The sequence below is a fragment of the Lysobacter sp. TAB13 genome (genome assembly GCF_052113885.1).
Classification (GTDB): Bacteria; Pseudomonadota; Gammaproteobacteria; order Xanthomonadales; family Xanthomonadaceae; genus Lysobacter; species Lysobacter gummosus.
The window spans coordinates 163149-176575 of record NZ_JBFRDR010000004.1 but is presented as its reverse complement, the minus strand read 5'-3'; the positions used below and the strand labels follow the sequence as shown (position 1 = coordinate 176575).

The following is a 13427-nucleotide window of genomic DNA, read 5'->3' as shown; positions in this document are numbered from 1 at the left end:
GCCGGGCACCCGGCTTTTGCCGATTCCCGATTCCCCATTCCCGATTCCCGTCAGCGAAGCGGCTCATCGCGCCACCTCCAGCACAATCTCCGCGACGCGATCGGCCGCGTCGGGTTTGGCGATGCTTCGCGCCGCTTGCGCCATCTGCAGCAGCACGCCGCGCTCGGCCAGGATTTCGATCGTCGCCGACAGGCGCGCGCCCAAGTCTTCGCCGGCCTGCGGCAGCAACTGCGCCGCGCCGCGATCGACCAGGAAGCGCGCGTTCTTGGTCTGGTGGTCGTCCACCGCCTGCGGGAACGGCACCAGCACGCTGCCGACGCCGGCCGCGCACAGCTCGGCCAGGGTCAGCGCGCCGGCGCGGCAGACCACCAGGTCGGCCCAACCGTAAGCGGCCGACATGTCGGCGATGAAAGGTTCCAACGAAGCGATGATTCCGGCCTTGGCATAGGCTTGCTGCGCATCGGCCAGCAACTTCTCGCCGCATTGATGGCGCACTTCGCACGGCACGCGCCCGCGCAAACCGGCGATCGCCTGCGGCACCGCGCTGTTGAGCGCGCGCGCGCCCTGGCTGCCGCCGAGCACCAGCAGGCGCAGCGGACCGCTGCGATCGGCGAAACGCTGCGCCGGCGGCTCGATGCCGGCGATTTCCGCGCGCACCGGATTGCCGACGACTTCTTCGCTGACATTGGCGAAAGTGTCCGGAAACCCGGTCAGCACGCGCCGGGCGAAACGCGACAGCACGCGATTGGTCAGGCCCGGGGCGCGATTTTGTTCGTGCACGATCAGCGGCAGACCGGCCAGCCGCGCGGCGATGCCGCCGGGGCCGGCGGCGTAACCGCCGAAGCTGATCACCGCGCGCGGCTGGCGCTGGCGCAGCACGCGCTGCGCCGCGCGCACCGACGCCGCCAGCCGGAACGGCGCGCGCAACAGCGTCGCCAGTCCCTTGCCGCGCACGCCGCCGATGGCGAGGGTGTCGATGTCGATGCCGTGCTGCGGCACCAGACGGGTTTCCATGCCGCCGTCGGCGCCCAGCCAGCACACCGGGACGTTACGGCCGCGCAAAGCCTTGGCCACCGCCAATCCCGGGAAGATATGTCCACCGGTGCCGCCGGCCAGGATCATCACCGGGCGCTCGCTCGAGGGAAGCTCGCTCATGCGGACCTCCCGAGCGTCGGCTCGACCCGCTCGCGCAGGCGGCTGGTGCCGCGCGCGGCGTCGTTGCCGCGCGCGCTGTTGGCGGCGGCGGACGGAATCGGATTCGCCGTGGCCGGCGCGCCGGCCGCGGGCTGGGTCGCTTCGCCGCGCAGGCGCGCGACCTGGCGCTGGGCGCGGTCGAGTTCGTAGGACACGCGCAGCAACACCGCCAGCGCCGCGCAGCTCATCACCACGCTGGAGCCGCCGTAGGAAATCATCGGCAGGGTCAGGCCCTTGGTCGGCAGCAGGCCCAGGTTCACGCCGATCGAGACGAAGCTCTGCAGCCCCATCCACAGCGCGATGCCGAAGGCGACGTAGCCGGAGAAGTGGCGGCGCATTTCCACGCACTTCAATCCGATCCACAGCGCGCGCCCGGACAGCAGCATGTACAGGCCGACCACGGCGCACACGCCGACGAAGCCGAACTCTTCCGCGATCACCGCCATGATGAAGTCGGTATGCGCCTCGGGCAGGTACGACAGCTTCTGCACCGACGCGCCCAGGCCGACGCCGGTCCATTCGCCGCGGCCGACCGCCATCAGCGCATTGGTCAGCTGATAACCGGTGCCGAACGGATCGACCCAGGGATTGAGGAACGAGGTCAGGCGCACCACGCGGTAGGGCTCGGCGATGGCGATCACCGCCAGCACCGGCAGGCCGATCAGTACCGGGCCGAACATGCGCGGCATGTTGACGCCGCCCAGCACCAGCATGCCGGCGGTGATCGCCAGCAGCAGCGAGGACGAGCCGAAGTCCGGCTGCATCAGCAACAGGCCGACCAGCACGATGGCCACGCCGATCGGCTTGAGCATCGCGCCCCAGGTCGCGGAAATGTCTTCGCTGAAGCGCTTGAGGTAACTGGCCAGCCAGACGATGTACATCAGCTTGACCGCCTCGACCGCTTGGAAGCTGGCCGGCCCCAGGTTGATCCAGCGCTTGGCGCCGTTGACCTGCTTGCCGATCACCGGCACGAACACCGCCAGCAACAGCACCACGCACACCAGCAGCAGCCACTGGTTGTGCTGTTCGATGGTCTTGAGCTCGGTGCGCATCAGCCAGAACGCCAGACCCAGGCCGATGCCGAGGAAGATCAGATGGCGGGTGAGGAAGTAGAACGGGTCCACCGCGTGGGTCGCGGCGACGCCGAGCGAGGCCGAGCCGACCATCACCACGCCGACGCAGGCCAGCGCCGCGGACACGAAAAGCAGCCACGGGTCGTAGCGACCGTGGATGGCGTCGAGCCGGGTTGCCTGGCGTGCGGAATTTTCCATCAGCGGACCTTGAGCGTGGCCAGACCGACCAGGACCAGCACCACCGAGATGATCCAGAAGCGCACGATCACGCGCGGCTCGGGCCAGCCCTTGAGTTCGAAGTGGTGATGGATCGGCGCCATGCGGAACACGCGCTTGCCGGTGAGCTTGAACGAGGCGACCTGGATCATCACCGACAGGGTTTCGATCACGAACACGCCGCCCATGATCACCAGCACCAGTTCCTGGCGCACGATGATGGCGATGGTGCCGAGCACCGCGCCCAGCGCCAGCGCGCCGATGTCGCCCATGAACACCATGGCCGGATAGGTGTTGAACCACAAAAATCCAAGACCCGCGCCGGCGATCGCCGCGCAGATGATCACCAACTCGCCGGCGCCGGGCACTTGCGGAATCTGCAGGTACTTGGAGAACTCGGCGTGGCCCGAAGCGTAGGCGAACACGCCCAGCGCGCAGGCCACCAGCACGGTCGGCATGATCGCCAGCCCGTCCAGGCCGTCGGTGAGGTTGACCGCGTTGGAGAAGCCGACGATCCAGAAATACGCCACCACGATCAGGCCGGCGCCGAGCGGAATCGCCACCGCCTTGATCAGCGGAACATAGAACGTGGTGCTCGCGACCACCGCCGGATCGGCGGTGAAGTACAGGAAGGCGCCGGCGGCCAGGCCGAAGATCGACTGCAGCAGATACTTCCAGCGCGACTTCAGGCCGTTGGGATCGCGGCGCACGATCTTGATCCAGTCGTCGTACCAGCCGATCGCGCCGAAGCACAGCATCACCGCCAGCACCAGCCACACATACCTGTTGCGCAGGTCGCCCCAAAGCAGCACCGAGGCCAGCACCGTCATCAGGATCAGCGCGCCGCCCATGGTCGGCGTGCCGGCCTTGGAGAAGTGGCTCTGCGGGCCGTCCTGGCGGATCGGCTGGCCGCCCTTGTACTGGGCGAGCTTGCGGATCACCGCCGGGCCCCACCACAGCGACAGGGCGAGCGCGGTCAACGCGCTGAGAATGCCGCGGAAGGTCAGATAGCCGAACAGACCGAACAGGCTCTGCAGTTGTTCAAGCCAGCGAGTGAGTTCAAGCAACATGCGTCGTCCCCTTCCCCGTTGCGGGTGTGTGCGCGGACAGCAACGCCGTCACGATCTTGTCCATCGCACTGCTGTGCGAACCTTTCACCAACACGCGCACGCCCTCGCGCAGCTCGGTGTCGAGCGCGCGCGCCAGCGAGTCGTGGCTGTCGAACACTTGCGCGCCTTCGCCGAAGGCCTGCGCGGCGGCGCTCGGCAGTTCGCCCAGCGCGAACAGGCGGCGCAGGCCGGCGGCCTTGGCGCGGCGGCCGATCTCGGCGTGCATGGCGACTTCCTCGTTGCCGATCTCGCGCATCGCGCCGAGCACCAGCCAGTTCTCGCCGGCCATCTCGGCCAGAGTGTCGATGGCGGCCGCGGTCGAACCCGGGTTGGCGTTGTAGCTGTCGTCGATCAGCACCGCGCCGTTGTCGAGGCGATGGGTGATCAGGCGGCCATCGACCGGCTGCGCGGCATCGAGGCCGGCGGCGATGGTGTCCAGCGACACGCCCGCGCCCAAGGCCAGCGCGGTCGCGGCGAGCGCGTTGCGCACGTTGTGGCGGCCAATCGCCTTCAGCGCAATCTTGGCCTCGCCCAGCGGGGTTACAAGCGCGAACGTAGAACCCTCAGGCCCGACGTGAACATCCCGAGCTGTAACCTCCGCGCTGGCGTCGATCCCATAGCGGATGATCGTGCGGCCGGAAGCGCGATTCTCGAAATACGGCGCGAACGCATCGTCGGCATTGATCGCAGCCACGCCGTAGGACGGCAGCGCGTCGTAGATCGCCGCCTTGGTGTCGGCGATGCCGAGCAGACTGCCCATGCGCTCCAGATGCGCCGGCGCGACGTTGTTGACCAGCGCCACCTGCGGGCGCGCGATGCGCACCAGGTAATCGATGTCGCCGGGCTTGCCCGCGCCCATTTCATAGATGGCGAACTGCGCGTCTTCCGGCGCGTCCAGCACCGCCAGCGGCAGGCCGATTTCGTTGTTGCGGTTGCCCGGCGTCGAATAGGTGCGGCCCGGCGCGGCCTGTTCCAGGATCGCCGTGGTCAGCGCCTTGACGCTGGTCTTGCCGTTGCTGCCGGTGATCGCGACCACGCGGGTGTCGCGGGTGGACTGCACGGTGGTCGCCAGATCGGCCAGCGCGCGCTCGGTGTCGGCGACGATCACCTGCGCGATCGGCGCATCGACCTCACGCGACACCAGCGCGCCGGCCACGGCGTTGCCGGCCAACTTGGCGACATGATCGTGGCCGTCGAAACGCTCGCCCTTGAGCGCGACGAACAAGGCCGCGCCGCTCGCCGGCAGCGCGCGGGTATCGGTGGCGACCACGTCGATCGCGGCGTCTTCGCCGTGCAGGCGGCCGCCGGTCATGCGCGCGATTTCGGACAGCAGCAGGCGCCTCATGGCCGCTCCTCCCCGCCCAGGGCCGGCGACACATGCGCGTCCTTGCGCGGCTCGCGGCTTTCCAGCGCGGCCTGGGCGATCAAGGTGTCGTCGAAAGGATGGCGCACGCCGTGGATTTCCTGATAAGGCTCGTGCCCCTTGCCGGCCACCAGCACGATGTCGTCGGGGCCGGCCTCACCGATCGCGTACTCGATCGCGGCGCGGCGATCGCGCAGCACGACCGCGCGCTGCGGATCGCGGAAGCCTTCGAGAATGTCCGCGACGATGGCGTCGCCGTCTTCGCCGCGCGGGTTGTCGTCGGTGACGATGGCCAGGTCGGCGTCGTGTTCGGCGATCGCCGCCATCTGCGGGCGCTTGCCGCGGTCGCGCTCGCCGCCGCAGCCGAACACGCAGATCAGGCGCGCGTTGGCGTGCGCGCGCAGCGAGGCCAATGCCTGCTCCAGCGCGTCGGGCGTGTGCGCGTAGTCGATCACCACCAGCGGCAGCACGCCATCGCCGCCGAGGCGGTTCATGCGGCCGTGGATGGGTTCCAGCTGCGACAGGGTCTGCGCGATCTGCGCCGGCGCTTCGTCCAGCGCGTACAGCGCGCCGGCCACCGCCAGCAGATTGTCGACGTTGAAGCGGCCGAGCAGCTTGGAGGCGACCGGATGCGATTTGCCGGCGACCACCAGATCGAAACCGATGCCGCGGCCGTCGAAGCTCAACGCCTCGGCGCGCACCGTGGCGCCGTCGCGGCCGCGCGAGCTCAGGCCGATCGCGCGCACGCTCTTGGGCAGCTGCGCGATCAGTTCGCGGCCGAACTCGTCGTCCAGGTTGATCGCCGCCGCCTTCAGCCCCGACCACGCGAACAAACGCGCCTTGGCCGCGCCGTAGCTGGCCATGTCGCCGTGGTAGTCGAGATGATCGCGGGTGAGATTGGTGAACACGCCGACATCGAAATGCACGCCGGCCACGCGGCCCTGATCGAGCGCGTGCGAGCTGACTTCCATCGCCACCGCCTGCGCGCCGGCGTCGTGCATGTCGGCCAGCAGTTCGTGCAACTGCAGCACCAGCGGCGTGGTGAAACCGGTCGGGACGATCTCGCCGTACAAGCCGGCGCCGAGCGTGCCGACGGTGCCGCAGCGGATGCCGCGCAAGGCCCAGGCCTGCGCGATCAACTGCACGGTCGAGGTCTTGCCGTTGGTGCCGGTCACGCCGACCACGGTCATCGCTTCGGTGGCGCGGCCGTGGAACTCATCGCCCATCTCGCCCAGGCGCGAACGCAGCCCGGGCACCGCGATCGCATCGGCGGGCGCGGGAATATCCTCGGGCGCGGGCGGCTCGAACAAAATCGCGACCGCGCCCTGCGCGCGCGCCTGTTCGACGAACTTGAGCCCGTGCGCGCCGAAGCCGGCGATGGCCACGAAGGCATTGCCCGGACGCACCGCTCGGCTGTCCATCACCAGACCCGTGATGCGCAGATCGCCGGGGATGCCGGCGATGTCGGGCAACAGTTCGGCCAGGGCCATGAGGCGGCTCATCGAGCGCCTCCGTGGGCCGCGGCCTGCGCGACGCTGCTGGCGGCGATGGGCGGCGGCGATGCGACCGCGTGGGTCGCGGTCGCCGCGGCCGGAACCACCGGGCCGGTCGGCTTGCCGCCGTTTTGCTTGAGCCGCTTGGCCTCGGCCGCGGCCTGCACCGCCAGCCAGGTTTCGATGTCGTCCGGCGCCACGTCCATCAGGCGCAGCGCGCCGTCCATGACGTTGCGGAACACCGGGCCGGACACCGAACCGCCGTAGTAACCGCGCTTGGTCGGATCGGGCTCGCTGACCACCACCACCATCGAAAAGCGCGGCTTCTCCACCGGCACTACGCCGGCGAACAGCGACACGTACTTCTTCGAATAACCGCCGGTGGCGCTGAACTTGCGCGTGGTGCCGGTCTTGCCGGCGACGTGATAGCCCAGGATCGCGGCCTGCTTGGCGGTGCCGCCCGGCTCGGTCACGGTCTGCATCATGCGCATGATTTCGCCGGCCACGACCGGGTCGAGCACCTGATGCGCTTCGTTGGGCTGGCCCTTGACGAAGGTCGGCTGGATCAGCTTGCCGCCGTTGGCCATCGCCGCGTAGGCGATCGCGATCTGCATCGGCGTGGCCGACAGGCCATAGCCGTAGGCCATGGTCGCCTTGGTTGTGCCGCTCCAGCGCTGCGGCGGCGCGAGCAGGCCCGAGGATTCGCCCGGGAAGCCGCTGCCCGGCTTGCTGCCGTAGCCGAAGTTTCGGATGAACTTATAGAAGTAGTCGTTAGGCAATGGCAGCGCCAGCTTGGCCGCGCCGATGTTCGAGCTCTTGGTGATCACGCCGGTGACGGTCAACACGCCGTTGTTGTGCGTGTCGGTGATGCGGTAGCGGCCATTGGGCATCCAGCCCGGCGAGGTGTTCACCAGGGTGGTCGGCTTGACGGTGCCGGCGTTGAGCGCGGCGGCGACGGTGATCGGCTTCATCGTCGAACCCGGCTCGACCACGTCGGTGATCGCGCGGTTGCGATGAGTGTCGCGATTGCCGGCGCCCAGCATGTTCGGGTTGTAGGTCGGCAGATTGGCCATCGCCAGCACTTCGCCGGTCTCGATGTCCAGGACCACGGCCGAGGCGCTGCTGGCGCCGGTGTCGATCAGAGCGCGGCGCAGTTCGCGATAGGTCAGGTACTGGATGCGCCGGTCCAGGGTCAGGGTGATGTCCTTGCCCGGTTCGGCCGACTGCACCAGATCGACGTTCTCCACGATGCGGCCGGCGCCGTCGCGGATCACCCGCTTGGTGCCGGGCTTGCCGCGCAGTTCGTGGTCGAACGCCAGTTCCAGGCCTTCCTGGCCGCGGTCGTCGATATTGGTGAAGCCCAGCACGTGCGCCATCGATTCGCCCTGCGGGTAGAAGCGGCGGAACTCGCGCTGCGAGAACACTCCGGGAATCTTGTAGGCCAGGATCTTGCGCGCCTCGTCCGGATTGATCCGGCGCTTGAGGTACATGAACTCCTTGCCCGAACGCTGCGACAGCTTGCGGGTCAGTTCGTCCGGCGCCACGCCCAGGGCCTTGGCCAGTTCCGGCAGGCGCTCGGGGCTCTTGGCCAGTTCCTTCGGGTTGCCCCAGATCGATTCGACCGGCGTGGACACCGCCAGCGGCTCGCCGTTGCGGTCGGTGATCATGCCGCGCGAGGTCGGAATCGGAATCTCGCGCAGCGAGCGCGCGTCGCCCTGCTGGCGGTAGAAGTCGTTGCTGATCACCTGCAGGTCCAGCGCGCGGCCCAGCAGCGCCAGCGAGCACAGCCCCAGCGCGCCGCCGACCAGGATCAGGCGGTTGCGCAGATTGAACTGGGCGTTGCGGTTGCGCGGCTTGTTGCCGGCCGCGCGCGCGCGCTCATCGCGCAGGCGCGAGAAGCCTTCGCCGAGGTTCTCGACCAGCCGGTCCAGGCCGCCGCCGCGATTGCCGCGCTCGCCCAGCACGCGGTCGAGCGGACCGCTGCGGCCGGGGCGCTTGTTGTTCTTGCGCGCGCTCATGGCCGGATCACCACGGTTTCGCCGCCTTCGGGAAATTTCATCCCGATGCGCTCGCGCGCGACCTGGTCGATGCGGTTGCTTTCCGCCCAGGTGGCCTGCTCCAGCTGCAGCCGGCCGAATTCGATATTGAGCTCGTCGCGTTCGCGCTGCAGCTTGTTGAGCTGCACGAACAGCTGGCGATGCTCGTGGCGCGCGAACACCACCAGCAGCGCGGACACCACGTTGGCGACGATCAGCAGGGCCAGCAGCAGGCGCATCATGCCGCCACCTCCAGCTTCTCGGCCACGCGCAACACGGCGCTGCGTGCGCGCGGGTTGTCGGCGGTTTCCTCCCACTCGGCCTTCTGCGCGCCGTCGATGGCGAGCAGGGTCGGGGTGAAGTCGATCTCCACCGGCATGCGGCGGTTGGCCGGCGGCGCCTTGGAGTGACGCAGGATGAATTGCTTGACGATGCGGTCTTCCAGCGAATGGAAGCTGATCACCGCCAGCCGGCCGCCCGGCTTGAGCCGCGCCAGCGCCGCGTCCAGGCCGAGTTCCAGATCGGCCAGCTCGCGGTTGATGAAGATGCGGATGGCCTGGAAGCTGCGCGTGGCCGGGTGGATCTTCTGGTCGCCGCGCGGCATGACCGAGGCGATCAGGTCGGCGAGCTGGGCGGTGCGGGTCAACGGCTGCCCGTCGCGACGCGCCACGATGGTGCGCGCGATCTTGCGGCTCTGCCGTTCCTCGCCATACGTCCACAACACGTCCGCGATCTCCTTCTCGCCCGCCTTGGCCAACCATTCCGCCGCGCTGAGCCCGTTGTCCGGGTCCATGCGCATGTCCAGCGGGCCGTCCTTGCCGAAACTGAAACCGCGCTCGGCCACATCCAATTGCGGCGAGGACACGCCCAGGTCGAGCAGCACGCCGTCCAGACCGGCCGCGGTCGCGTCCCACTGCGCCAGGTCGGCGAAGCTGCCGCGATAGATGGACACGCGCGGATCGCCGCCGAACTCGCTTTCGGCCACGGCGATCGCTTCGGGGTCCTTGTCCATCACCAGTAGCCGGCCTCCGGCCTGCAATTGCGAAAGCACGCCGCGGGCATGCCCGCCGCGTCCGAACGTGCCGTCCAGATAGGCTCCGTTCCCGTGCACCCGCAGGCCTTCAAGCACCTGCCGGTACATCACGGGAAGGTGGCCGGATCGCGCGTGCGTGCGTTCCATGCCACCGCCCGTCATAGCTGCAAGTCGAGCAGTTCGTCGCTCAGATCGTCGTCGGTGATGGTCTGACGGATCTGCGCGTGGTGCGCCTGCTCGCTCCAAAGTTCGAATTTGTCGCCCATGCCCAGCAATACGGCCTTCTTCTCGATGCCGACCGCGGCGCGGTGGCTGGCCGGGACGGTGATGCGGCCGTTGCCGTCGAGTTCGACGAACGCCGCCGCGCCGACCAGCTTGAGCTGCATGTTGCGATTGACCTGCTTGACCTTGGGCAGCTTGTTGACCTGGTCGCGAACGCGTTCCCAGATCGACAGCGGATACAGATAGAGAGAGCCCGACTCGAAGGGGTTGTAGGTGATGACCAGGCGGTTGTCGCACTCGCGCGCGACGAGGTCACGGTAAGCGGTGGGCACCGCCAGCCGGCCCTTGTCGTCGATCGTGATGGCGGTTTCGCCTTGGAACATTGCGCACCTTTGCGGCTCCCGTCTCTACCGGACGGGTCACCTCAGTTCTTTCGCCCGGCTGGGCGATTGGCCTCCGAAAACCACTAAAACCCAGGTTTTCCCTCGGATGTCCACATTAGCAGGGCCCACAGGGTTGTCAACAACTTTCCTGGCCAAATTTCGCTAGGCGCATCAATGGCTTGCAGCGAACTTCAGAGTCTTATTCAAGACTTATCCACTACCCTTTGTTTCGTCTCATGTTTTGAGACTCTGAACGTCACAAAGTGACCCTTGAGCGAACTCCGTCACAGTTGTTTGGACATGCCGCGGCCATGTTGCCGCGCAGCAAAAGGCGAAGATCGGCGCAGAAGATCGGATTTGCCGGCGTGATCGCTGGCAACTATCGACATGGGCGCAATGCGGCGGCCGCGCAGACCGACATCGGGTTCACGCAGCAGGGCCTAGCGTGGCCGGCACCGTTTCCCGGAGTCCCGCCCCATGTCCACCACGCCCCTGCGCGCCGGCCTGCTGGCCCTGTCCCTGGCCGCCTTGTTCGCAGCCGGCTGCAACCGCGCCCCGCCCGACCGCGCGCCCCTGACCGCCGCGGCCGCCGACGCGACCATCCTCAAGCGCATGCAGGCCGAACAGGCCCAGCAGGACCGCAACCTGCAGACCTTCGACGAGCTCGATTTCGTCCACTACAGCAACCAGCAGTGGAACGATTTCCATAAGAGCCACGCGCAGAACATCCTCGTGCACTACCCCGACGGCCGCACCACCACCGGCCTGGACGCGCACATCGCCGAACTCAAACCGCTGTTCGCCTTCGCCCCAGACACCAAGATCAAGGTTCATCCGATCAAGATCGCCCAGGGCAACCTGACCGCGGTGACCGGAGTGATGGAGGGCACCTTCAGCCAGCCGATGGCGCTGGGCGACGGCAAGACCCTGGCCCCGACCCAGAAGCGCTTCAAGCTGGACATGGCCACGATCGGCCGGTGGGAAAAAGGGGTAATGGTTGAGGAGTGGCTGTTCTGGGACAACCAGGCCTTCATGAAGCAGATCGGCGCGGCGCAGTAACGGCGCGCAGAACCGGATCGAGCCCTTCTCTCGCGAGCGGGAGAAGATGGCCCGAAGGGCCGGATGAGGACCAGCCGCTGCAGCTCACGCAGACGCGTGAGCTCGCGCGCCCTCACCCAACCCGCCCCAGCCCAAACGCGTAGCGTTTGGGCGTTCGCGGACGCGCGAGCCGATGGCTCGCAAGCAGCGCCCACTCACCCCGCAAGCGGGAGAGGGCTTCAAGCGAAAGCGGATCGTTCGCCGCGCCCGCATCGATACGAGAGCCCCCTTTAGTAAAGGGGGCGCCCCGAAGGGGCGGGGATTTGGATGCCAATGAGCTGGGGCCCAAAGTTTGCTACGCAAACTTTGGGGCTTCTTAGGCGAATGCCTAAGAAGCGCGAAGTAGGCCGATAAGCCGGGTTCTGTCGTGGACAGTCATTCCTCTAGGCGCAACGTCACCGTTACGCTCAAGCAACCTACCCGGAGACATCGCGGGCCGCGACATAGTCTCCCTATTTGGTTTTGCTCCCGGTGGGGTTTGCCGTGCCGGTCTGTTGCCAGACTCGCGGTGCGCTCTTACCGCACCGTTTCACCCTTACCACGCACCCTTGCGGGCCGTTCGGCGGTCTGCTCTCTGTTGCACTTTCCGTCGGCTCGCGCCGCCCAGGCGTTACCTGGCACCGTGCCCTGTGGAGCCCGGACTTTCCTCGGCACCGGATCTTGCGACCCGATGACGCGACTGCCTGGCCTACTTCGCGCCGGCATTGTCGCACGCGCACGCGCCCAACCGCCGTCGCGCAGTTAAATTGGCGAATACCGCGCATCCGCGCGCCGCGGCGAGGATCGGCCGGCCCATGCAAAGCGACGACCCCGAAGACCATTACCCGCTGTACCCACGCGGCATGCTCCGCCGCGCCGGCCTGCTCGACGCTCAAAGCCTCTCCGAGCGCCTGCCCGATTGGACCGAGGAAGAACTGCAGGCCGCGTTCTGGCCGGCCTATGGCTCGATCCGCCGAAGCGAAGCCGACGGCGAACGCTCCTTCAGCATCGACGGCGGCGAACGCACGCTCCAGGTCAACGGCCTGCCGATCTTCATCTCCGAAGACCGCTGGTGCTTCGACGTAGTGGCGGGGCCGGAACTGCTGGATCAACTGGTCGCGGCGATGCGGCCCCTGCGCAAACCGCCGCCGGGCTAATCGACCGCGCTTACTCGCCGCTGCCGTACAGGGCCTTGCGCGGTGCCCCGCTCAACTCCGCCGCCAGCTTCGCCGCGGTGGACGGCGGCAGGTGTTCGCTGAGCTTGGCGTAAATGCGCTTGCCTTCGATCACCTTGGCGTCGGCATCGTCGCCGGCGCCTTCGACGATCACCACGAACTCGCCCTTGCGCTGATTGGGATCGGCCTTCACTCGCGCCGCCAGTTCCACCAGCGGGCCGTCGAGCACGGTCTCGAACAGTTTCGTCAGCTCGCGCGCGATCACCGCCACGCGCTGTTCGCCGAACGCGGCCACCATGTCGTCCAGGGTTTCCTCGATGCGGTGCGCCGACTCGTAGAACAACAGCGTCTGCGGCTCGGCCGCCAGCCGGGTCAGGCGCTCGCGCCGCGCCGAGGTCTTGGCCGGCAGGAATCCTTCGAAACTGAACCGATCCGAGGCCAGGCCGGCGACGCTGAGCGCGGCGATCGCGGCGCAAGCGCCCGGCACCGGCGACACCCGGATGCCGGCCGCGCGCGCGGCGCGGACTAATCGATAGCCCGGATCGCTGACCAACGGCGTGCCCGCATCGGACACCAACGCCAGCGACTCGCCCGCCTGCAAGCGCGCCACCAACTGCGCCGCCTGTTGTTCTTCGTTGTGTTGATGCAGAGCCAGCAGCGGCCGCTCCAGGCCGAAATGCGACAGCAACTGGCGGGTATGGCGCGTGTCCTCGGCGCAGATCGCCGCCACGCTGCGCAAGGTTTCCAGCGCGCGCGGAGTGAGGTCGCCGAGATTGCCGATCGGGGTGGCGACGATATGTAAGGTGGCGGGAGTCTGCATCGTGCTCAACTGAATGAAATCGCTTGGCCGGTGGCGCCGGGTGCGCCAGAGCCGGACCGGCGCGCGCGCCGGATGCCGTACCCGCCGTCCAGCGCCGTACCTGAAGCCGGGGCGGCGCGAATGATTCACCGCTACCCAGGCCGGGTAGAATCCTAACCGGTCCCATAGGAACGCCGCTGCGCGGCGAATGCAAGCCGATGACTTATAAGAAAAACCGGCCCGCTTTGACATGG

General features: G+C 67.9%; 12 protein-coding genes and 1 other RNA gene. 2 read left to right on the top strand and 11 right to left on the bottom strand.

Annotation, left to right across the window (positions count from 1 at the left end; translation table 11 throughout):
- Positions 1-63: 63 nt before the first annotated feature.
- The 9 genes from murG to mraZ are packed head-to-tail and all read right to left on the bottom strand — an operon-like array spanning position 64 to position 10122.
- Entirely contained in the window at positions 64-1155 is a 1092-nt protein-coding gene (murG, locus tag AB4Y92_RS06905) for an undecaprenyldiphospho-muramoylpentapeptide beta-N-acetylglucosaminyltransferase (RefSeq protein WP_441818951.1), read from the bottom strand.
- The gene (gene ftsW, locus AB4Y92_RS06900) at positions 1152-2465 is read right to left on the bottom strand and encodes a putative lipid II flippase FtsW (protein ID WP_441818950.1); all 1314 of its coding nucleotides are present in this window, start codon (positions 2463-2465) and stop codon (positions 1152-1154) included. Before ftsW ends, murG begins: the two co-directional genes overlap by 4 nt.
- Positions 2465-3553, bottom strand: a complete 1089-nt coding sequence (mraY, locus tag AB4Y92_RS06895; protein WP_057944117.1) for a phospho-N-acetylmuramoyl-pentapeptide-transferase — start codon at positions 3551-3553, stop codon at positions 2465-2467. Before mraY ends, ftsW begins: the two co-directional genes overlap by 1 nt.
- Positions 3543-4937 (bottom strand): UDP-N-acetylmuramoyl-tripeptide--D-alanyl-D-alanine ligase, encoded by a 1395-nt coding sequence (locus tag AB4Y92_RS06890; protein WP_441818949.1) that lies wholly within the window; start codon positions 4935-4937, stop codon positions 3543-3545. Before AB4Y92_RS06890 ends, mraY begins: the two co-directional genes overlap by 11 nt.
- Positions 4934-6445 (bottom strand): UDP-N-acetylmuramoyl-L-alanyl-D-glutamate--2,6-diaminopimelate ligase, encoded by a 1512-nt coding sequence (locus AB4Y92_RS06885; protein ID WP_441819060.1) that lies wholly within the window; start codon positions 6443-6445, stop codon positions 4934-4936. The genes AB4Y92_RS06890 and AB4Y92_RS06885 overlap by 4 nt, the downstream gene beginning before the upstream one ends.
- Before the next feature lie 8 nt (positions 6446-6453).
- Positions 6454-8466, bottom strand: a complete 2013-nt coding sequence (locus tag AB4Y92_RS06880) for a peptidoglycan D,D-transpeptidase FtsI family protein (protein ID WP_441818948.1) — start codon at positions 8464-8466, stop codon at positions 6454-6456.
- Positions 8463-8726 (bottom strand): cell division protein FtsL, encoded by a 264-nt coding sequence (ftsL, locus tag AB4Y92_RS06875; protein ID WP_215059394.1) that lies wholly within the window; start codon positions 8724-8726, stop codon positions 8463-8465. The genes AB4Y92_RS06880 and ftsL overlap by 4 nt, the downstream gene beginning before the upstream one ends.
- Positions 8723-9664 carry a 16S rRNA (cytosine(1402)-N(4))-methyltransferase RsmH gene (gene rsmH / locus AB4Y92_RS06870; RefSeq protein WP_441818947.1) on the bottom strand — a complete coding sequence of 314 codons (942 nt, stop codon included), beginning with the start codon at positions 9662-9664 and terminating at the stop codon, positions 8723-8725. The genes ftsL and rsmH overlap by 4 nt, the downstream gene beginning before the upstream one ends.
- A gap of 11 nt (positions 9665-9675) precedes the next feature.
- Complete coding sequence (gene mraZ, locus AB4Y92_RS06865; protein ID WP_057944121.1) at positions 9676-10122, bottom strand: division/cell wall cluster transcriptional repressor MraZ; 447 nt, start codon at positions 10120-10122, stop codon at positions 9676-9678.
- Between the two features lie 477 nt (positions 10123-10599).
- Between mraZ and AB4Y92_RS06860 the strand changes: the two genes are divergently transcribed.
- Entirely contained in the window at positions 10600-11181 is a 582-nt protein-coding gene (locus tag AB4Y92_RS06860; protein WP_441818946.1) for an ester cyclase, read from the top strand.
- A 374-nt stretch (positions 11182-11555) separates the two neighbouring features.
- Here the strand turns inward: AB4Y92_RS06860 and rnpB are convergent.
- Positions 11556-11915, bottom strand: an RNA gene (gene rnpB, locus AB4Y92_RS06855) — RNase P RNA component class A.
- A 99-nt stretch (positions 11916-12014) separates the two neighbouring features.
- Here rnpB and AB4Y92_RS06850 point away from each other — a divergent pair.
- Entirely contained in the window at positions 12015-12356 is a 342-nt protein-coding gene (locus AB4Y92_RS06850; protein WP_441818945.1) for a hypothetical protein, read from the top strand.
- 10 nt (positions 12357-12366) lie between these two features.
- On the opposite strand, the gene rsmI is transcribed toward AB4Y92_RS06850, so the two are convergent.
- Positions 12367-13194 carry a 16S rRNA (cytidine(1402)-2'-O)-methyltransferase gene (rsmI, locus tag AB4Y92_RS06845; RefSeq protein WP_057944124.1) on the bottom strand — a complete coding sequence of 276 codons (828 nt, stop codon included), beginning with the start codon at positions 13192-13194 and terminating at the stop codon, positions 12367-12369.
- Positions 13195-13427: the final 233 nt, after the last annotated feature.

Coding starts and splice junctions, on each gene's coding strand:
- murG (WP_441818951.1), bottom strand. CDS start 1,155: ATGAGCGAGCTTCCCTCGAGCGAGCGCCCGGTGATGATCCTGGCCGGC.
- ftsW (WP_441818950.1), bottom strand. CDS start 2,465: ATGGAAAATTCCGCACGCCAGGCAACCCGGCTCGACGCCATCCACGGT.
- mraY (WP_057944117.1), bottom strand. CDS start 3,553: ATGTTGCTTGAACTCACTCGCTGGCTTGAACAACTGCAGAGCCTGTTC.
- AB4Y92_RS06890 (WP_441818949.1), bottom strand. CDS start 4,937: ATGAGGCGCCTGCTGCTGTCCGAAATCGCGCGCATGACCGGCGGCCGC.
- AB4Y92_RS06885 (WP_441819060.1), bottom strand. CDS start 6,445: ATGGCCCTGGCCGAACTGTTGCCCGACATCGCCGGCATCCCCGGCGAT.
- AB4Y92_RS06880 (WP_441818948.1), bottom strand. CDS start 8,466: ATGAGCGCGCGCAAGAACAACAAGCGCCCCGGCCGCAGCGGTCCGCTC.
- ftsL (WP_215059394.1), bottom strand. CDS start 8,726: ATGATGCGCCTGCTGCTGGCCCTGCTGATCGTCGCCAACGTGGTGTCC.
- rsmH (WP_441818947.1), bottom strand. CDS start 9,664: ATGGAACGCACGCACGCGCGATCCGGCCACCTTCCCGTGATGTACCGG.
- mraZ (WP_057944121.1), bottom strand. CDS start 10,122: ATGTTCCAAGGCGAAACCGCCATCACGATCGACGACAAGGGCCGGCTG.
- AB4Y92_RS06860 (WP_441818946.1), top strand. CDS start 10,600: ATGTCCACCACGCCCCTGCGCGCCGGCCTGCTGGCCCTGTCCCTGGCC.
- AB4Y92_RS06850 (WP_441818945.1), top strand. CDS start 12,015: ATGCAAAGCGACGACCCCGAAGACCATTACCCGCTGTACCCACGCGGC.
- rsmI (WP_057944124.1), bottom strand. CDS start 13,194: ATGCAGACTCCCGCCACCTTACATATCGTCGCCACCCCGATCGGCAAT.